Genomic DNA, 19463 nt, shown 5'->3' with positions numbered 1-19463 from the left:
CCCTCAAATCAGTCGCGATTGCCATTTTGCGTCGCGAGATCGGCGTTTTCGAGACTCACCACTTGTCACCTTCATTTGCAATTTTAGTGACATCTGGCTGGAGCATGCCCTGTTCCCAGGGAACAAATGGGGGGTCGATGCCGAAGTGCTTACGATACAGTTCTTGAAATTTTCCCTCGGCAAACAACCGCTGTTGTCCCCAGTTTATCCAGTCGCGCCAGTCTGAGTCGTTTTCCCTGAGAAAAACGCCATTTGGCTCCTTCTGGAATTCTCCACCAATTTCAATGTTTGCCGCTCGATCACCAAGCTTCTCCAACAGGATCTGCGCAGTAAAAAGGCCAACAGGAGCGACGTCACACTTTCCTGACGCCATGGCTAGAACGATATCAGTATCTTCGCGGTAGAGCTTGAGGTTCACCTCAGTGCCTTTTGCGGCTGCCTTTTCCTTCCACGCAGCTCCCAATACGCCTCCCTGCGTTGAACACACTGTTGCATTGGCATCATTCAGATAACTATCAAGGTTCTTTTCCATTCCCTTTTGGATCAGAATCACAGCCACATCCCACGTATAGTGAGGAACGAAATCAACCTGTTCGTCTCGTGTTTTTGTTCCTGTCGTCGCGCCAAAATCCGCGTCAGTTTTGCACGTGAGCAACATCGGGAATCTATTTGCAGCAACTGTCGGAATTAACTCCAACTCAACGCCCAAGTGCTCTGCAAATTCGCGGGCGATATCCACGCCAAACCCGATAAGTTCGCCGGTCGAGTCAATTGAGCCCCACGGTGGAAAATCCGGCCGTACTCCTGCGCGCAGGACGCCACGCTCCTGCACAATTTCCAAGGTTGACTTACCAGGCTCACCACATGTTTGCGCTGACACAACGCCAACTGACAACAATATCCCAACTGCCGCCGCCGTAAAAATGGTTCCTACCTTAGTCTGAAACTCTCCCATACCATTCCTCCGTTTCGTTCTATCTTAATGAATGTATACATTTGTGCATTAATGCGCACCGGAGTCAACACAGCGAAATTCTGACATGCGTTGAGTGTTTTGTAGCTGTTTAGCTCTGGAGTTCTCCGCTAGTGAACCTGCTGATTAGTGTGGGAGAGTTTCCGCAGCGGAATGCAAGAATTGAGGGTGTTCAAGTCATCGGTGGTCGGGTTGAGGAATTTCCCCTTGCTGACGGTGCTGACAGGGGCGACGTAATCTGGCTAGGCACCATGTGGGACGAAGTCGATTGGTCGGGTTTCAATTGGCTGTGGGCGGAGGTGCAAGGTGCGGGGGAGGAACTGTAGCCGCAGTCATCTGGGCAATGCTGAAAAGTGACATTTGCTCTACCATCAAGAGTTGCATACACAGATCGATGGTGTGTCCGCTTTGGCTCAGATCCCATATTCCGAAGCTCTGATTATGTTGTTCCGTGGCCGCTCGCAGCCCTTCAGAAGTTCGTCCAGCAGTTCCTTGGAAATCGTCTTCGTCCTTGCTCCTCTCAGGAAGCATGGACCAAAGCGCAGTTACTCAGAAGATCAGACACTCTCCCACAATGAAGTACAAAGCGGCTATCAAGAAGTCACCCTGCAACGACAGCAAAGGGCCGTAACATCCAGGCAGTTCGACGGCAGATCTCTTCGGTCTTCCTCACCGCATCAACAGCACAGGCGCCTTGCAGGAGCGCAGCATTTCGCTCGTGGTCGAGCCAATCACGAAGCTGCGGATCCGGGAGTGGCCGTAGGCGCCCATGGCGACGAGGCAGGAGCCGGCTTCCTCGACGCGCTGACCCAGAACCGCGTCGGGTTGCCCGGCGAGGATCTTGGTTTCGACCTCCAGTCCGGCGCCGGCGAGCACGGCTTTGGCGTTTTCCAAACCTTTTTCAGTCTCGCGGTTGCGCGAACCGACGGTGATTACCTCGATCGTCAGGCCTGAAAACAGCGGGTTGCGGGCGACATGGTCGACCACCCGCTGGCTCGATGCTGCGCCATCATAGGCGATGACCGCCCGGTCGATCGGCTTGAACGCGCGCGAGGCCACGAACACCGGCTTGTGGCTGGCGCGGACCAGTTCCTCGACATGGGCACCCAGCCGCAGGCTGGCAAAATCGGCAGCTTCGCCGCGCTTGCCGATCATGATCATGGCGGCGCTGTTTTCCTGGGCGGCAACCGCATCGGTCAAATCGTCCTGGCGCAGGTGGACGCCTGACACGGTCTGGCCGGCCGCCTCGATGATGGCGCGGGCATCGTCGAGGATGGCGCGGCCCTTCTGCTGCAGCAGTTTCAGACGCTGTTCGTCCAGCGTTGCCAGTTTCTCAAGCAGGGCTGTGCGCGCGCCGAGCGCGATTGAGCCGGAAAGATCGGAGTTCTGCGCGCCTGCGAGGCGGTCGAAGACATGCAGAAGTTCGACTTTCGCGTCCATTTTGGCCGCCGCCCAAGCAGCGTGATCGCATACGCTCTTGGAGTATATCGACCCGTCGACAAGGGCTAGGATTGTGCTGGTCATGGTCGGGTCCTTGCTCAATGGGACATCAACTTGTCCATCGCGCCCGGCTTGTCGTGTATCGCAAGCCGGTCGACGATGGTTTCAGAAGCTTCATTCATGCCGATGATTTCGACGGTGGCGCCATCGCGACGGAATTTCAGCACGGCCATGTCGAGGGCCGCAACGCTGGAAATATCCCAGATATGAGCGCGGGAGACATCGATGACGACCTTTTCGAGAACTTCGTGAAAATCGAATGATTGCATGAAATCATCGGCAGACGCGAAAAACAACTGACCTTCAACAATATAGGTGCGGGTGCGGCCATCCGCCGTCAGTTCGGAGCGGACACCGAACAGCTGGGAGATTTTCCAGGCGAAGAACAGGCCGGACAACAGCACACCGACAAGCACGCCGATGGCAAGATTGTGGGTGAAGACGACAAACAGCACGGTTGCCAGCATCACCACCGAGGACGAACGCGGGTGGGAGCGCAGGTTCTTGATCGACGACCAGGAGAAGGTGCCGATCGAGACCATGATCATGATTGCCACAAGGGCTGCCATCGGGATTTTTGCCACCCAGTCGCCCAGCACAACGATAAAGAACAACAGCATGGTACCGGCAACGATGGTGGAGAGCCGGCCGCGGCCGCCGGATTTGATGTTGATGATCGACTGGCCGATCATGGCGCAGCCGGCCATGCCGCCGATAAAGCCGGTGGCGGTGTTGGCGATGCCCTGGCCGATGCATTCCTGGTTCCGGTTCGATGTGGTGTCGGTCAGATCATCGACGATGGTCTGGGTCATCAGCGATTCAAGCAGGCCGACCGCTGCGACAGCCACGGAATAGGGCAGGATGATCCACAGCGTTTCCAGCGTCAGCGGGATGTCGGGGATCAGGAAGATCGGCAGTGTATCGGGCAGCGCACCCATGTCGCCCACGGTGCGCAGGTCGAAGCCGAAGAAAATCGTCAGGGCTGTGAGCACGACGATGGTGACCAACGGCGAGGGGATGGCGGTGGTGATCAGCGGAAACAGATAGATGATCGCCAGCCCTCCGGCGACCATGACATAGGTGAGCCATGGCACGCCGATCAGTTCGGGCAATTGCGCCATGAAGATCAGGATTGCCAGCGCATTGACGAAGCCGGTCATCACCGATTTGGAGACAAAGCGCATGACGTAGCCAAGCTTGGCAATGCCTGCCAGAATCTGGATCAGGCCGGCCAGCACGGTGGCGGCGAGCAGATATTCAAGCCCGTGTTCCTTGACCAGGGTGACCATCAACACGGCGGTGGCCGCGGTGGCCGCCGAGATCATGCCTGGGCGTCCGCCGACGATTGCGGTGATGACGGCGATCGAGAACGAGGCATAGAGGCCGACCTTGGGGTCGACGCCGGCGATGATCGAAAAGGCGATTGCCTCGGGGATCAGCGCCAGAGCGACGACCAGACCCGAGAGAATGTCGCCGCGGATGTTGCCGGTCCATTGCGAGAAATAGTGATTGAACGAGATCATGAAGCGGGGGCGTCCTGTCCGATGAAAGGATGGTTCGGCGATGCGAAACTGGTGAGAGCAGGCAGCCCCGGAGCGCGATTGCGGTCCGGCAGATGAGCCGCCAGCAAGGGGCTGAACCCGAAATGGGCATTGGGATTGCGGCTTCGATACAGGGATATGGCGAAAATGCCAAGCTGTGCCTGTTTAAAACCGGGCAAAAACCTGCCGGTCACGCGGATAGTTCGTGGATCCTGACGTCGGGACAGACCGATTTGGCGATATCGCAGAGATGGCGGTGATGGGTGAGATAGATCACCTGACCGACGCCCGCCATTTCGGCAAACAGGCCGAATGTTTCCTCGGCGCGAAAATCGTCAAAGGTCTCCATGATGTCGTCGGCGATGAAGGGCACCGTGCGCCGTGACTGGGCAAACTCATGGTAACCGGCGACCCTGAGCGCCAGATAAAGCTGGAAACGCGCGCCCTTGGACATTTCCTCGGCCTGCTTGGAACCGCCATCTTCAGTCAGCGCGATCAGCAACTCACGGCCCTTGTCGGGCTGGGAGGCGAGGCCTGTGTAGCGGCCGCGGCTGATGGTCCGCACCGCTTCGGAGGCGCGCGCCATCATCGTCGAGCGGTGTTTCTCGCGGTACAACGTCAGTGCCTGTTCCATGGCGAGAACCCCGGCCGAAAGCCGCAGATAGTGGCTGGCGCCCTCGGCGATGGCGATCAGCGTGGTCTGGCGTTGTTGCTCGATCTGCGCGACCGCATCATCGCCGCCGACTGCCGCAAGCGCTGCCTCGGCCGCCCTGCGGTCGGCATGGAGATCCTGGATGTCGGCATCCAGCATTTCGAGTTCGGCCTCCAGTTCCTGTTTTTCGGCATTTGAGGCCAGTGGATCGACATCAGACAACCGCGCCAGCGCTTCGGCAAGGGAAGCCGCGCCGAGCGCCTCGCGCAGCTCGCGGCCGATGCTCTCAGCGCGGCTCATAAGCCGTTTGCGTTCCAGTGCCTGATCCACCCGCAGCGCCGCCTCGGCCAGCGTTTCCGCGGCAAGTGCGTCGAGCATCTGCGCTTTCCGGCCGGCATGAACGGCACGGGCTTCCGACAGGGCGCGCTGGCGGGCAAGAGCGTCTTCGATCTGCCTTGCTAAATCCTCATGCCGGTCGCTGGCCTTTTCGGCCATGGCGAACTGGTCAGAGATCCGTCGGTTGAGGTGGGCAGTGGCCACGCCCTCGAGCTCGATGCCGGTGTCGGTGGCAAGCTGTTTGAGCGTGGTGACGTAACTCTCTTGGTCGCGTTCCATCTTGGTGATGCGGTCAGCCAGGCTCGCACGCTGATCGAGCGCCGGCGCCAGTTCGGAAAGCAGCTTGAGGGTTTCCTGGATTTGAGCAGGCGTCGGCATCCGTTGTTCGCTGCCAAGCCAGGATCGGGAGCAGGCATCCTTCCAGGCCAGCACCCAGGCCTGCATCTCGGCCTCGGCGTCACGCAATTCGTTCTCGCGGCGTTTGCGCTCACGCTCGGCCGTGGCGACGGTCTGGCGCAGACCTTCGAGCCGGGTTTCGCTGCTGACCAGATCTTCGGCGCGGCTGATCAGTTGCTCCAAATGCTCGTTTTGCGGGATCGCAGGCTGCAATGGCGCCAGTGCTAGTGCCAGACGGGCGCAGGAATGCTGCCGGTCGACTTGCGCGGTTTCAATCTGGCCGATGAGGTCGTTGACCTCCGCTTCCGCCTGCAGCGCCAATTCGCGGCGCACAAGCCAGTCTTCGAGCGCGGCCGGGGTCATCTGCGGATCAAGCTCGGCGGACATCCGGGCGATAGCCTCGGCAATAGCCGCGTGCAGTGCAGACCGGTCGCGTTCAAGTTGTTCTCGGGCCGCGTCGTTGCTGTCGAGATCGGCGCGGGCGGTCGCCATCTGGATTGCGTTTTCCTTGAGCCGCGCGGCATCGGCCTGGTGCGCGGCGCGCTGGTCCACGGCCCGGTCGCAGGCCTGCATCGCGGCTTCGAAGGTGGCCGCCGTCTCGGTGTCCAGCTTTGTCTTGTGATCGCTCCAAGCCTGATCCCGGGCAGCGCGCAATGACCGCACCTCGTCCTCTGACGCCAGATCGGTGGCACGGGTGACGGCGTCGCGCTCGGCCTCGAGACGGCGCAGCAACTGGCCGACGCGTTCGCTCTCTTCGTCAAGCCGGGCCGCCTTTCGGGCCAATTCTTCAATGCCGGTTTTCCAGGCGCGAATGCGGTCGGCGTCAGGCGGGGTCATGGCCCGCAGCTGCGCACTCTCGCCACGCCATGGTGCCAGCGCGGCCAATCGGCTGGCGTGTTTTTCGTGGGCAACGGCAAGGGCGCGCTCCGCCGTCCGCAACCGAGCGCTGTGATCTTCCTGCCGGGCCGCGCCAAGCGCCTGCGTGAGCGCTGCGATCTGGCTGCGGCGTTGCTCGGGCGCGACGGTTGGGTCCGAATCCCCGATTTGCGGCAGGGCTGCCAGGGCCTCTTCGGCGCGTGCGTTGGCGTCTGCGGCTTCCTTCCTGGCTGATGCTATCCGGGCGTCGAGGCCGGCGCGGGCCTTGATCAGGTCATTCAGGTCAGCGGCGGTCGCGGCATCAAGCAACAGCCGCGCCGGTTCTGTTTCGCCGTCGCGGCCTAATCGGGAAAGCAATTGGGCGATGCTGCCGTCGAGCCGATTCAAGGCCTGGTGACGCCCGGGCAGATCTTCCTCGGCGGTGTCGTGGCGGGTGCGCAACCGGTCCAGTTCGGAGATACGGTCGCCCATCGACAGCACGCGGCTGTCGACCTCAACGGCATCGCGCTCGGAGATCAGGCGCTCGAGTTCCTCGGCAATGGCGCCCGCGCCAGCCTCAAGCCGGGCCTGTTCTTCGCGCAGGGCAGCAATTTCCGCGCGCCATTCGGGCGCGGCCTCGGGAAGATCCTTGAGAGTTTCCAGCTCGGCTTGCAAATCGGCCAGTTCGTCGCGGCGGGGCAGGGCAGAGAGAATGGCTGTGATCGCAGTCACGCGGGTTCTTAACTGCTTGCGCTTGCCGCTGGCCTCTTCATGGCGCTGGCGTGCGTCCTCCAGATCCTTGTTGAGCTGGGCATATTTGCTGGCCTGGATGTCGATCTGGTCGCGTTCGGCCTTCAGCGTTGCAAGCTGCGCCTTGAGCTCTCCGAGCACGCGTTTTTGTGCTCTGGGCTTGTAGAAGTCTTCGGTTTCGGTGCGGATTCGAGCCAGGTTCTGCGACAGTTCGCCCAAACCGGCACTGGCGGAGAACAGCAATTCACCAAGATCGCCGCGGCTGGCGAGAATGCTCTCGCCGCCCTGTTCGAGGGTCTCGTCATCAAGCGAGAACATGGTGCGGTAGCTTTCCCGGTCGAGCCCGCTGAGCCCGGCCAGCAGGGCGGCCTCGGAGACCGGCTGATCGTGGCCGTCGAGCAGGCTGTTCTGGGGCCGCTTGATGCGGACAAATTCCTGTGGGCCCGATTCCAGGTCAATCGACGCGCCGATGCGCATGGCCGGATAGGGGTGGAGAAAATTGTAGGCGCTCTGGGCGCCAATGCCGAACAGCAGGTCGAGCCAACCGTTGAACAGCGTCGATTTCCCAGCCTCATTAGGGCCGTAGATGAGATGCAGATCCGGCGAACCGGGCGTGGCCGCGCCAAAGTCGATCACGTGGTCGGTGAACTTGCCATAACGGGTGAGGTCGAGGCGGTTGAGGCGCATCAGCTGCTCCCGCCCACTGGGCCGGTGCGCAGCCGCGCCATTACATCGTCGATGCCCGCCTTGGCCAGTGTTTGGCGTTGTGCCTGGGCGTCGGTCTCGTCTGAACCGAACAGATCGCGCAGTTCTGCGGGTAGCTGACCCTGCAACTGCTCGATGATGGCAGCATACGCAGTCTCAAAGCCGTCGGAGCCAAGAATGCTGGATTCCATCAAAGCTTGAAGTTCGACCAGCGGATCGGCGCCCGAAGATGCCGAGGGGCGTGGCGCCACGCACTCGTTTTCCAGCTTGTCGATCCACACCGAACCGGCGCGCGCAGCGCGATCCTCGGCTTCCGCCAGCAAGAGATCGGCGTCGCGGCGCATGCGCCAGGCAAGCGGGGTTTCGCCGCTGAAGCCGAGCCGCACCACGAGTTCGGGCGCTAATGCTTCCGTGCGTGCGCTGCTCAGGGCTGTGGTGATGGCGGCGGCGAGTTCATCCCACTCGGCAATTCCGCCGAGGTCGATCGGCACCCGGGCAAATTCGGCCAACGCGACGGGCTTTTCCACGAGGCTGACGCTGCCGTCCTCGTCAATGGAGACCAGGGTGACGGATTTGGGGCCATCCTCGCCAATGTCGCGGCCCTGCGGCATGCCGGGCATGACGATGGTGCTTTGTGCCGTGGATACCGAGCGTTTGTGGATATGACCAAGCGCCCAATAGTCATAGCCAATGGCATCGAGTTCAGCCGGGCTGCAGGGCGCGTAGCGGTCATGGCCTGGGGCGCCACCGAGGCTGGTGTGCATGATGCCGATGTTGATCGTGTCGGCGAGCGGCGGTTTGTAGCGCGAGATCAGGCTTTCGGGCGCGGTTGGCTGCGCGAAACTGAGGCCGTGAATGGCAACCGGCTTCTCACCGGGGCCGCGCTCGACCAGCACATGCTCGGGGCGACCGCCAAACAGTTTGACGGTGTCGGGCAACACCAGTTCCTTCGACACCTTGGACAGGGCGTCGTGATTGCCGCGAATAATGAAGGTGAGGATGCCTGCCTGGGACAGCCGGGCCAGTTCGCCCGCGAGAAAGCGGGCGGTTTTCATCGAGGTCTGGTCGCCATCATAGAGATCGCCGGCGATGATCAGCGCATCGACCTTCTCATCCAGGCACAGATCAATGGTCGCGCTGAAGGCGCGCCGGGTGGCCGCACCGATCAAGCTGGCCAGATCGGCATTGCGCAAGGCCAGCGACTTCAGCGGCGAATCAAGATGGATATCGGCAGTATGGATGAAACGAAAAGCCGCGATCGAAGGGTCCTCCGCCGTGCTTTGGGTTATTCAGGCGTGCGGGTGGGGTGTCAGATGCACCCAGCGATAGCATAAACCACCGGCATTGCGACACGCAAAAATCAAGGTATTGGCACGGGCTTGAGTGCGAACTTGTTTTGTGGCGCGACCTAATCAGCCGCGCATCAAAAAGCAGACGGGTGCGTCACGGGGTCTGCTTGGTCTTGCCGGTGACGCGCAGCCAGCGGCCACCGTTTTCGGGTGCCTGAATCTTGAGAAAGCTCATCGATGCAGCACGGACGGGCTTGACCTCGTTGTTGAGATTGTCGAGCACGAAGTCACCGTCCCGGGTGCGAACCACCAGCACTGTGTGAGCCACGCCGCCTGAATAGCCCATGGTCAGCAACAATTGCGACGGCTTGAAGCCCTTGCGCATCAGCTTGGCGCGTTTTGCGAGCGCGAAATCCTCGCAGTCGCCCTTCCGGGTGCGTGCGGTCCAGTATTCCTTGCGACCGAATGCGTCCTTGTCATCGACAGCCGTGATCGCGCGGTTGACGGCATTGTTGACATTGCGCAGCAGGTTAAGGCGGGCTGAGGGAAGCTTGGCCGAGGCAGAGCGTCCACGGCAATCAGACGCGTTCCGGGAGCAATATTCGACATGGCCGTAGGGCCGGGTCGTTTCATTGCCGGTTTTCAGCCAGACGGAAGCGAAGGATGGCGAAATAAATGCGAATACAGATGCCAAGAAGGCCAACAAGAACAGAGGCGCGCTCATATGGTTGTCGTGCTCCTTGGTCGTTTGTGAATCGGAATAGGTCGGTTTTCAGAACTCGTTCACATAGAATGATAATTGCGGCTTAATTGCAAGTGTTGAGCATGATATGGGCCAATTAGTCTCAATAATGCATATTTGTGACGATAATCTGTGGGAAACGTCGTGTTTCGGTCCGGCTCGACCTGAGCCAGATCGGGCCGCCTGCGCATGCTACACCGCCATCACAAAGCTTTTGTGACCCATTTCGTGGAAAGGAGATGAGGGTTGTGCTGTTCGCGGGTGGGCGACCGTAGCCTGGAAAATCAGGCCGAATTGGCTTTCACTCTACGCCCTGGACAACGGATGGCGCTGGGCGCGCCTTTTCAAGGCTGCGGGCCTTACGGTCGGGCAATTTGCGGTCGACCAGCCAGTCGGTCGCCATCGCGCCGATCCAGATCGAGAACAGGGTGACCCAGGCGGTCAGCGCAAAGATGCTCGCCCCGGTCACTCCGGCGCCAACCGCGCAGCCGCCGGCGAGCATGCCGCCAAACCCCATCAGAGCGGCGCCAGCAAGATAACGCCGCATCGCGTCGCCGCCCTGAAAGCCGAGCAATTCGAGTTCGCCGCTGAAAAGGCCAGCGAGAAACGCGCCGATGAAGACGCCCGGCACCAACCCGACATCGAAATCGATCATCGTGCCGGGCGGCGACAGAAACAGCATCAAGGTATCAGCCGAAGGTCCTGTGAAACTTAGGGATTCAAGCTGCACCGGTTCAAAGGCGATCGATGTCATGGCGTGGGTGAACCACCAGGCAAGCGGGATGCAGGCGCCGACGCCGAAGGCGGCAACCGTCTTCCAGATCCCAATCCTGCGCCAGAACGCCAGCGCCAGACTGGCCACGAGCCCGAGGGTTACGGCAACCCCTGCGACCGTTTCGGAGGCGCCAGATAACAGCAGCAAGTCGTTGGAGCCGATATTGAGCGTGGTCAACGGATTGGCGAGCGCTTCGCGCACAGGTGAGAGAAAGCCGTGCAGACTGGCCTGGGCGACCACGGCAAACACCAGGCCTGACAAGAGTGCGCGCAAATTGCCGGTGGCCGAGAGTACCAGAAGCCGGGAGGAGCATCCGCGCGCCAGCACCATGCCGGTACCAAACAGCAAGCCGCCGATGGCGGCGCCCGAGAGGCTTTGCGGGGAGGCGAGTTGGCGGGCTTCGCGGGCAACAAACAGGCCTTCAGCCGAGAGCAGCATGGTGCCGGTGATGGCGGTGGAAAAGACGATCAGCCAGATGGCCAGCTTGCCGCCGATCTCTCCGCGCGAAAACTCCACTGCCGCTGCCCGCAGGCAAAATCGGCTTTGTTGGGCAAACGCGCCGAACAGTGCGCCGATCACGCCGCCGCCGAGCAGTAAAGTCCAATTCTCGCCGAACCGGTCGGCCAGCAGTTCCAGGCCCATAGGGTGTCCCTCTTTGCGCCCATAAGCCAGATTTCCGGGGAATAGACATTGACCTTGGTCAATACACACGCAAATATTCAAATACATAAATATGGAGTGACAAGTGATGGTTTCGCCCAGGCTGACGCGACGCAATGTACTGAAAGCCGGCGTTGCCGGGGCCGGATTGGTGATGGCACCGCTGGCGCTGTGGCCGGCGCGGGCGTTCGAGATCGGCACTGGCGTGCTGACCACCATCAGTGACGGCAATCTGGTTTTGCCACTCAGCTTTTCCTATCCGGACGCGCCGCAGGATGAGCTCTTGGCGTTGCTGGAAGCCAATGATCAGCCCACCGACAGTCTGATGCCGGATTGCAATGTGCCGATCCTGAAGACCGGTGACCGGACGATTCTGTTTGATGCCGGTTCGGGCGCCAATTTCATGCCGTCAGCGGGCAGCCTGATCAACAACATGACACAAGCCGGTTTTGACCCTGCCGAGGTAACCGACGTGGTGTTCACCCATGGTCACCCGGATCATCTGTGGGGCGTGGTTGACGACTTCGACGAGCTGACATTTGCCAATGCGGCCTATCACATGGGCCGGGCGGAATGGGATTTCTGGCGCGATCCTGGCACGGTCGACGCCATGCCTGAGGCGCGCAAGACCTTTGCGGTTGGCGCGCAAAACCGGCTGGCGTTTCTGGAAGAACGGATCAACCTGTTTGAAGCCGGCGCCGAGGTTCTGTCCGGCGTGGAGGCGGTGGACACGGCCGGGCATACGCCGGGTCACATGTCGTTTCTGCTGCACGGTGGCGCCGAACCGGTGCTGATCGCCGGCGACGCAATCACCCATTTCGCGGTGTCGTTCATGCACCCGTCATGGCCAAGCGGCTCGGACCAGGATCCGGAAATGGGTATTGCTACACGGACCAAGCTGCTCGACAGACTGGCTGGCGACAAGGCGCTGCTGACCGCCTATCATCTGCCTGAGCCCGGCAAAGGCCGGGTAGAACGCGACGGGACGGCTTACCGGTTTGTGGCCTCAGACTGAGGTTTTTGACGCGCGCCAGTCGGCGATGAAACTGAATGGAGTGCCTTCCATTAGCAGACCCAGGCCCATGCGCGCGCCGAGCGCGATCGAGGCCATGACAATTGGCGCGGAGATGGCCATCACCGAAAAGGCGCTGACGCCCTGACCTATAGTGCAGCCAAGGGCGAAGACGCCACCGGTTCCCATCAGGAATGCGCCGAGCAGGTGGCGGCTGAGTTCGCGGGCATCGTCGCAGGCTTCCCAGCGCATGTCGTCGGAGCGGAATGCCGATACAGCAGCGCCCAGGAACACGCCGACGACCAGGCCGACGCCGTAATCGGGCAGTTCGCCGGTGACGGTGATGATCTGCATGATGGTGTCGCCCACCGGCATGACGAAGGAGCCGGCCTCCAGTTGCACCGGGTCGAGCATATGGGCGGCGAAGCGGCTGGTAATGACCCAGCCGCCAGCGATGCACAGGCCGATTCCAAGGCCGGCCCATAGCCGCATCCGATCAGCGCGAAAGGCGGCTGATTTAAATACCCACCAGAGCCCAGCCGCACCGATGACGAGCGCCAGCGGTAACGCGACATCAAAACCGAGTGCCCGTGAGGACAGGGCGCCAAGTGACTGGCCGCCAAAGGCATTGAGATTGATGGAAAGCGGGTCGAGCAGGGCGGCGCGAAGATGGGCGGTGACGCCGCGCTGGGCGGCAAGGGCTGCCAGGCCGAGACCGGTAAGCACCACCAGCGCGCGCAGATTGCCGCCGCCAAGGCGCACCAGAGCGCCAAAACCGCATGTGCCGACAAGCGCCATGCCGAGGCCGAACATTAGTCCGCCGAGTATTGCGCCGGCAAGCGGCAGCGGTTCGGTGATATAAAACGAGCGATCTATGTCGGCGAAGCCGGCGGCAGCTGCAAGTTGGGTGGCGATCAGCGCGGTAAACGCCGCTAGCACCCAGGCCCGCAGCGGTCGATCGTCGGCAGCGTACCAATGACGCTCGAGTGCGGCCATGGTGCAGAAATGGCTTTTACGGGCCAGGAAACCGATAACCCCGCCCACTGCGCAGCCCGACAGCGCCAGCATCCATCCCGAATTGATCATGATGGCATTCCTCCCTCCGGCCATGTTTCCGAGCGTTGTCCATCAAGTCTAGGCGCGCTGCCCCATGCAGGCAAGCGATCGTGTCTGTCCGTCAGGCGCGCGGCGGGTGTTCTGCAGAGGCTCCGCGGATTCACGGATCAAGCTTGGCCAGCATCTCATCCATCAGTGCCCAGAAGAACTGGTCGCCGGGATAGCCGCGCAGCCTGCCAAGCTCGCGGCCATCGTCCACCAGCACAAAGGTTGGCGTGAAGCGCTCGACCGGAATATCGGCGAGGTCGGCAGGAATATTGGCGTGAATATCGACCCTGCGCAATGGCGCGCGCTTGCCCTGTTCGGTTTTCGACCAGGCCGGCGCGATCTCCTCGTTGAAACGCTTGCACCAGGCACAGCCAGCCTGCTCAAACATGACGAGCTCAGCTGCCAGCGCCGGAGTCGAGAAGCCGATGAGAAGGGCAAGCAGGGCTGCAGGGTATGCCGTCATGGCGCGGGTCCCGTTGGAGAATTTTGCGATTGCAATATATATAATATTTTGCATATCTAGCAATTGCATGGTCGCCGCCATCACGTCAACCAGACGTGGAGCGGCGCAGCGACGGGAGGTCGTCACAGGTGATGGATATTGGGTACGGGGCCGCTTTTCTGGCCGGTTTGTTGTCATTTGTGTCGCCCTGCGTGTTGCCGATCGTGCCACCTTATCTGGCCTATCTGGCGGGAATGAGTTTTCATGAAGTCCAGAATGCCGAGGCCGACAAGGCCGCTTCCCGGCGCATTGCGTTGGCGTCAGTTGCCTTTGTGCTGGGATTTTCCACCGTGTTCGTGGCGCTGGGCGCAACTGCAAGCGTGATCGGGCAATCGGTGGCGCGCTATTTCGATGTGCTGTCGGTCATTGCAGGCATCGTGATCTTGCTGATGGGGCTGCATTTTCTGGGCGTGTTTAAGTTTGCGCTACTCTACCGCGAAGCGCGGGTCAATGTTGAGCGCAAGCCGGCAGGCATGGTCGGCGCCTACGTCATGGGGCTGGCCTTTGCCTTTGGCTGGACACCCTGTGTCGGGCCGATTCTGGCTGCCATCCTGTTCATGGCGGCGGCCAAGGAGAGCGCCGGGCAGGGGGCGATGCTGCTGGGACTTTATGCGCTGGGTATCGGGATTCCTTTTATCGTTGCCGGCGTGTTTGCCAGTCGATTCATCCGGTTTTCGACCCGAATCAAGAAACATATGGCTGTGATCGAAAAGGCCATGGGCGTACTTCTCGTCATTACAGGTATCCTGTTCATGACTGGCCAGATGTCGCGGATCGCCCAATGGTTGCTGGAAACGTTCCCCGCATTTGCGACAATTGGATAGGAGAATAATGATGATGAGACGCGCTTTTATCGCCCTTGCCGCAATTGTCGGCCTGTCTGCCCAGGCTTGGTCCGTCGAACTCGGTGAGGACGGGCTGCACAAGCAGAACTGGTTTTCCATGACCTTCCGCGATGTGGCCGAAGACATCGAAACCGCCAAGGCGGACGGCAAGCGACTGGTGATGATTTTCGAGCAACGTGGCTGCATCTATTGCGCCAAGATGCATGAGGAGTTGCTGGCCGATCCGGAAGTTGCCGAGTTCATCAAGGCCAATTTCATGGTCGTGCAATACAATATGTTTGGCGACGAGGAGGTCACCGATCTTGATGGCGAGACGCTGACCGAGAAAACCGCCGCCCGCAAATGGGGCTATGTTTTTACGCCCACTCTGGTCTTCCTGCCTGAAGACGCACCCGACAATGTACCTGTTGCACAAGCCGCTGTTGCCACCATGCCGGGGGCCTTTGGCAAATGGACATTCCTGAACATGTTCAAATGGGTAAGCGAAAAAGGCTATGAAGGTGAGGAGCATTTCCAGAAATACCACGCGCGGATCATCAACCAATTGCGGGAGGAAGGGCGGCTGAACGCGGAATAGGCTTGGAAAAACGACATATTCAAGAAATCATATTTTTACGTTGAATGTACGCCGCCAAATGGCTATCGTTTGAAACGGAGAAGATCCGGATTGCAAATATCCGGACAATGGAGGGAGGGACCGCCATATGCATAGGCGAAACAAATTTATACTGTCGGTGATAGCCTCGGTGGGGCTGTCGACGGCTGCCTTCGCCGCGGAAATCGGCCCCGACGCGGTCGAGTTTACCGATGCCGGTGTTGTCACGTCGTTGACCGGCGTGGCCGGTGATCCGGCAGCGGGCGCGGAAATTTTCAAGAGCCGCAAGCAGGGCAATTGCCTCGCATGTCACGTCAATTCGGATATGTCCGGCGAGCTTTTCCATGGTGATGTCGGCCCGCCGCTTGATGGTGTCGCCTCGCGCTGGGAAGAGCCAGAGCTTCGCGCCATTGTGGTCAATTCTAAAGAGCCCTTCGGCCCTGAAACCGTGATGCCGGGGTTTTACTCTCTGGCGGTCGGCGAGCATCTGGCGAAACAATATGTGGGCAAGACCATCCTGAGCGCTCAGGAAGTCGAGGATGTTGTGGCCTATCTCGTCACGCTCAAGGATTGAGCTGAGGGAAAGAAATGGGACACAGATCAATTTGGAGCAAAGGAGCTCGGATACAATGAAATTTACAAGACGTAGTGTCTTAGGTCTGGCCGCAAGTGCCGCGGCCTTTATCAGCGTCGGGGCACGGGTCAATCCGGCCTTGGCTGCGGTGGAGGATACGGAAAAGGCGATCATGGAATTCACCGGCGGTGCAACCCCGGCTGAAGGCAAGATTACGCTGACCGCACCCGAAATCGCCGAAAACGGCAATACCGTGCCCGTGTCGGTCAGTGTCGAAAGCGCGATGAGCGGCGACGACCTGGTCGAATCGGTGATCATTTTCGCCGAAGGCAACCCCAACCCGCAGGTTGCGACCTTTCACTTCACCGAGATGAGCGGCGCGGCGGAAGCCACTACCCGCATGCGTCTGGCCAAGACCCAGAACGTCATCGCGGTTGCGAAAATGAAGGACGGCTCGGTCTTCATGGACAAGAAGCAGGTCAAGGTAACCATCGGCGGCTGCGGCGGCTAAGCCAGGACAGGAATTGAAACAATGGCATCAAAACCACGCATCAAGGTGCCCAAGTCGGCTTCCGCCGGTGAGGTCATCACTCTCAAGACCCTGATCAGCCATGAAATGGAATCCGGGCAGCGCAAGGACAAGGACGGAAATCCGATCCCGCGCCAGATCATCAACAAGTTCACCTGCTCGTTCGAAGGGCAGACGGTGTTCGAGTGCGATCTTGATCCGGCGATTTCGGCCAACCCGTATTTCGAGTTCAACGCCAAGGTCCCGGCTAGCGGAACCTTCAAGTTCACCTGGCTGGACGACGACGGATCGGTTTATGAAGCCGAGGCGCCGATCGAAGTCAACTAAAACGAAGGGTGCCTGCGTGGGCCGGGAGGCCAGGCAGGATGATCCTGGGAGGACAGAGACCGTGATGAAAAGACTTCTAATTACCGGCATTGCCCTTGCGGCCGGATTGGCCGGCTCGGGCCTCGCATTTGCTGATCCTGTCGACGATACGCTGGAGATCGATGGTGTGCCGATGGTGACCCGCACTGCGGCGCCGGAGGGGCATCCCTTCGACGAAGTGGTTTCCGGCTGGCATTACCGCGAAGCTGAAACCCGCGATGTCGAGCGCGATACGATCGAGAACCCGGGCATGATTGCCGTCGAAGACGGCGAAGTTCTGTGGAACAAGGTTGAGGGCACGGCCGGCAAGTCCTGCGCCAGCTGCCACGGCGACGCGGCTGAAACCATGAAGGGTGTTGGCGCGAACTACCCGAAATGGGACGCGGATTCGCAGAAGCCGATCAACATCGAGCTGCAGATCAACAAATGCCGAACCGAACAGATGGGCGCGGAAGCTTTGCCTTTCAACAAGGGCGGCCAGCAGGAGTTGACAACCTATATCAAGCATCAGTCACTTGGCGTGCCGGTTGAGATTGATCTCAGCCAGGGCGACATGCAGACTTGGTGGGAGAAGGGCAAGGACGTCTACTACACCCGCACTGGGCAGTTGAACCTTGCATGCGCCAGTTGCCACGAAGTCAGCACCGGAAAATACATCCGGGCCGACCATTTGAGCCAGGGACAGGTCAATGGCTTTCCCACCTACCGGCTCAAGAGCGGGCTTACTTCGCTACACCAGCGGTTCCGCGGTTGTATCCGCGATACCCGCGCCGAGCAGCCGAAGGCATTCTCGGACGAGTTGATGGCGCTTGAGACCTATGTGACATGGCGTGGCACCGGCCTTTCGGTCGAAACGCCTTCGGTCCGCCAGTAAAACGTGACCTGACCGGGGGCGCCTTGGCGCCTCCGGCGACGATACTGAACGCATGAAATCGGGGAATGCGAAATCCGGCTGGCGCCGGAGCGGATTCGCTTGTCCTTTTTTGCCCGAATGGAGATTGGCATGCACAGCCGACGCGACTTTTTGCAATATGCGCTGAACGCAGGTTTTGCCTTTGGCGCCGCCGGGCTTGGGGCCAATGTGACGCGCGCTTTGGCGCAGCAGAAACTGACCCAGGACGACCTGCTGAAATTCGACGCTAAAGGCCAGGTGACGCTTCTGCATTTCACCGATGTGCATGCGCAACTCAAGCCGGTGTTCTTCCGTCCGCCCGACACCAATATCGGGGTCGGCGACTATGCCGGGCTGCCGCCGCATCTGGTGGCCGAGGAGTTCCTCGATTATTTCGGCATCGATAAGGGCGGCCCGCTGGCTTACGCCCACACCATGGTCGACTATGTTGATCTGGCCCGTACCTATGGCCGGCTTGGCGGGCTCGACCGTACAGCCACCCTGGTCAAGTCGATCCGCGCCGAGCGCGGCGATGACAAGGTGCTGTTTCTCGATGGTGGCGACACCTGGCAGGGCTCCTATACCTCGCTCAAGACCAACGGCCAGGACATGGTCGACTGCATGAAGCTGCTCAAGCCCGACGCGATGACCGGGCACTGGGAGTTCACCTTTGGCGAGGATCGGTTCCTGGAACTGGTCGATGCGATGGGATATCCGTTCCTGGCGTCGAACATCTTCGATGCGGAATGGGATGAACCGGCCTTCGAGCACACCGCCTATTTCGAGCGCGGCGGCGTCAAGGTGGCGGTGATCGGCCAGGCCATGCCGTATACGCCGATCGCCAACCCGAGCTGGATGTTTCCGAAATGGTCGTTCGGCATCCGCCCCGATGTCCTGCAGGCCAATGTCGACGCGGCGCGCGCGCAGGGCGCGGAAATCGTGGTGTTGCTGTCGCATAACGGCTTCGATGTCGACCGCAAGCTAGCCACCGTCGTCTCCGGCCTTGACGTGATCGTCACCGGCCACACCCATGATGCCATTCCGCATGCCATCGAGGTCGCGGGTACGATCCTGATGTCGTCGGGCTCGCACGGCAAATATCTCGGCCGCATCGATCTCGAGGTGAAGGACGGCAAGATTGCCGGCTACAATTCAACGCTGATCCCGGTGTTTTCCGACGTGATTGCGCCCGATCCGGAAATGGCGGCCAAAATCGACGAAGTGCGTGCACCCTATGAGGCCGAGGCCAGTCGGGTGATCGGTCGCACCGAGAGCCTGCTTTACCGGCGGGGCAATTTCAACGGCACCTGGGATGACCTGATCTGCCAGGGAATCATGGAGGAGCGCGACACCGAGATCGCGCTGTCGCCAGGGTTCCGCTGGGGCACGACGCTGTTGCCCGGTTCCGACATCACCATCGACGATCTCTACACCGAAACCTCGATGAACTACCCGGCGGTCTACCGGTTGGAGTTCACCGGCGCCCAGCTCAAGGACATCATGGAAGATGTCTGTGACAACCTGTTCAACAAGGATCCTTTCCTGCAGCAGGGTGGCGACATGGTGCGTGTCGGCGGGTTTACCTATGCCTGCACGCCGGATGCGACAATCGGCAGCCGGATTACAGACATGCGGCTCACCGGCAGTGGCGATCTGATCGAAGCCGAAAAGAGCTACACCGTCGGCGGCTGGGCATCGGTCAATGAAGGCGTCGAAGGCCCGCCGATCTACGATCTGATGGAAGACTACATTACCAAAAAATCCGTGGTTTCACTGGATCCGGATGCAGCCGCAGTGAAAGTGATCCGCTGAGGCGGAGGGATAACCAGAGCCGGATTGTGAACATCTGGCGGCGAGGACGGAGAACAAC

At 60.3% G+C, this 19463-nt stretch carries 17 protein-coding genes; 8 read left to right on the top strand and 9 right to left on the bottom strand.

The genetic code is table 11. The features are described 5' to 3' along the window. Positions 1 to 55: 55 nt before the first annotated feature. From OEG84_RS07150 to OEG84_RS07120, 7 genes are all read right to left on the bottom strand, one after another. The gene (locus OEG84_RS07150) at positions 56 to 955 is read right to left on the bottom strand and encodes a substrate-binding periplasmic protein (RefSeq protein WP_267653098.1); all 900 of its coding nucleotides are present in this window, start codon (positions 953 to 955) and stop codon (positions 56 to 58) included. Positions 956 to 1642: 687 nt separating this feature from the next. After that, positions 1643 to 2497 (bottom strand): universal stress protein, encoded by an 855-nt coding sequence (locus OEG84_RS07145; protein WP_267653097.1) that lies wholly within the window; start codon positions 2495 to 2497, stop codon positions 1643 to 1645. A 14-nt stretch (positions 2498 to 2511) separates the two neighbouring features. After that, the gene (locus OEG84_RS07140; RefSeq protein WP_267653096.1) at positions 2512 to 3996 is read right to left on the bottom strand and encodes a SulP family inorganic anion transporter; all 1485 of its coding nucleotides are present in this window, start codon (positions 3994 to 3996) and stop codon (positions 2512 to 2514) included. Between the two features lie 208 nt (positions 3997 to 4204). Then, positions 4205 to 7690 (bottom strand): ATP-binding protein, encoded by a 3486-nt coding sequence (locus tag OEG84_RS07135; RefSeq protein ID WP_267653095.1) that lies wholly within the window; start codon positions 7688 to 7690, stop codon positions 4205 to 4207. Beyond that, complete coding sequence (locus OEG84_RS07130) at positions 7690 to 8949, bottom strand: metallophosphoesterase family protein (protein ID WP_267656114.1); 1260 nt, start codon at positions 8947 to 8949, stop codon at positions 7690 to 7692. The genes OEG84_RS07135 and OEG84_RS07130 overlap by 1 nt, the downstream gene beginning before the upstream one ends. Positions 8950 to 9151: 202 nt before the next feature. Continuing rightward, entirely contained in the window at positions 9152 to 9721 is a 570-nt protein-coding gene (locus tag OEG84_RS07125; RefSeq protein WP_267653094.1) for a transglutaminase-like cysteine peptidase, read from the bottom strand. A 319-nt stretch (positions 9722 to 10040) separates the two neighbouring features. Further along, complete coding sequence (locus OEG84_RS07120; RefSeq protein ID WP_267653093.1) at positions 10041 to 11156, bottom strand: YeeE/YedE family protein; 1116 nt, start codon at positions 11154 to 11156, stop codon at positions 10041 to 10043. A 106-nt stretch (positions 11157 to 11262) separates the two neighbouring features. On the opposite strand from OEG84_RS07120, the gene OEG84_RS07115 reads away from it, so the two are divergent. After that, entirely contained in the window at positions 11263 to 12189 is a 927-nt protein-coding gene (locus OEG84_RS07115; protein WP_267656113.1) for an MBL fold metallo-hydrolase, read from the top strand. On the opposite strand, the gene OEG84_RS07110 is transcribed toward OEG84_RS07115, so the two are convergent. Both OEG84_RS07110 and OEG84_RS07105 read right to left on the bottom strand, forming a co-directional pair. After that, positions 12181 to 13272 carry a YeeE/YedE family protein gene (locus OEG84_RS07110; protein ID WP_267653092.1) on the bottom strand — a complete coding sequence of 364 codons (1092 nt, stop codon included), beginning with the start codon at positions 13270 to 13272 and terminating at the stop codon, positions 12181 to 12183. The genes OEG84_RS07115 and OEG84_RS07110 overlap by 9 nt on opposite strands. Before the next feature lie 130 nt (positions 13273 to 13402). Next, positions 13403 to 13753 (bottom strand): thioredoxin domain-containing protein, encoded by a 351-nt coding sequence (locus OEG84_RS07105; RefSeq protein ID WP_267653091.1) that lies wholly within the window; start codon positions 13751 to 13753, stop codon positions 13403 to 13405. 128 nt (positions 13754 to 13881) lie between these two features. On the opposite strand from OEG84_RS07105, the gene OEG84_RS07100 reads away from it, so the two are divergent. The 7 genes from OEG84_RS07100 to soxB all read left to right on the top strand — a co-directional run bounded on the left by OEG84_RS07100 (position 13882) and on the right by soxB (position 19405). After that, positions 13882 to 14616, top strand: coding sequence for a cytochrome c biogenesis CcdA family protein (locus OEG84_RS07100; protein ID WP_267653090.1), 735 nt, complete (start codon positions 13882 to 13884; stop codon positions 14614 to 14616). 10 nt (positions 14617 to 14626) lie between these two features. Beyond that, positions 14627 to 15214: a thioredoxin family protein gene (locus tag OEG84_RS07095; RefSeq protein WP_425602901.1), complete on the top strand. Its 588-nt coding sequence runs from the start codon at positions 14627 to 14629 to the stop codon at positions 15212 to 15214. A gap of 127 nt (positions 15215 to 15341) precedes the next feature. Then, positions 15342 to 15806, top strand: a complete 465-nt coding sequence (gene soxX, locus OEG84_RS07090; RefSeq protein WP_267653089.1) for a sulfur oxidation c-type cytochrome SoxX — start codon at positions 15342 to 15344, stop codon at positions 15804 to 15806. A 55-nt stretch (positions 15807 to 15861) separates the two neighbouring features. Further along, positions 15862 to 16317: a thiosulfate oxidation carrier protein SoxY gene (gene soxY / locus OEG84_RS07085; RefSeq protein WP_267653088.1), complete on the top strand. Its 456-nt coding sequence runs from the start codon at positions 15862 to 15864 to the stop codon at positions 16315 to 16317. A gap of 21 nt (positions 16318 to 16338) precedes the next feature. Then, the gene (gene soxZ, locus OEG84_RS07080; protein ID WP_267653087.1) at positions 16339 to 16662 is read left to right on the top strand and encodes a thiosulfate oxidation carrier complex protein SoxZ; all 324 of its coding nucleotides are present in this window, start codon (positions 16339 to 16341) and stop codon (positions 16660 to 16662) included. Between the two features lie 64 nt (positions 16663 to 16726). Continuing rightward, positions 16727 to 17575, top strand: a complete 849-nt coding sequence (soxA, locus tag OEG84_RS07075) for a sulfur oxidation c-type cytochrome SoxA (RefSeq protein ID WP_267653086.1) — start codon at positions 16727 to 16729, stop codon at positions 17573 to 17575. 129 nt (positions 17576 to 17704) lie between these two features. Next, positions 17705 to 19405, top strand: coding sequence for a thiosulfohydrolase SoxB (soxB, locus tag OEG84_RS07070; protein ID WP_267653085.1), 1701 nt, complete (start codon positions 17705 to 17707; stop codon positions 19403 to 19405). Positions 19406 to 19463 lie beyond the last annotated feature (58 nt).

It is taken from the genome of Hoeflea algicola (assembly GCF_026619415.1).
GTDB classification, from domain to species: Bacteria; Pseudomonadota; Alphaproteobacteria; order Rhizobiales; family Rhizobiaceae; genus Hoeflea; species Hoeflea algicola.
The sequence above is the reverse complement of the archived record's forward strand: the minus strand, read 5'-3'. Positions and strand labels throughout refer to the sequence as shown.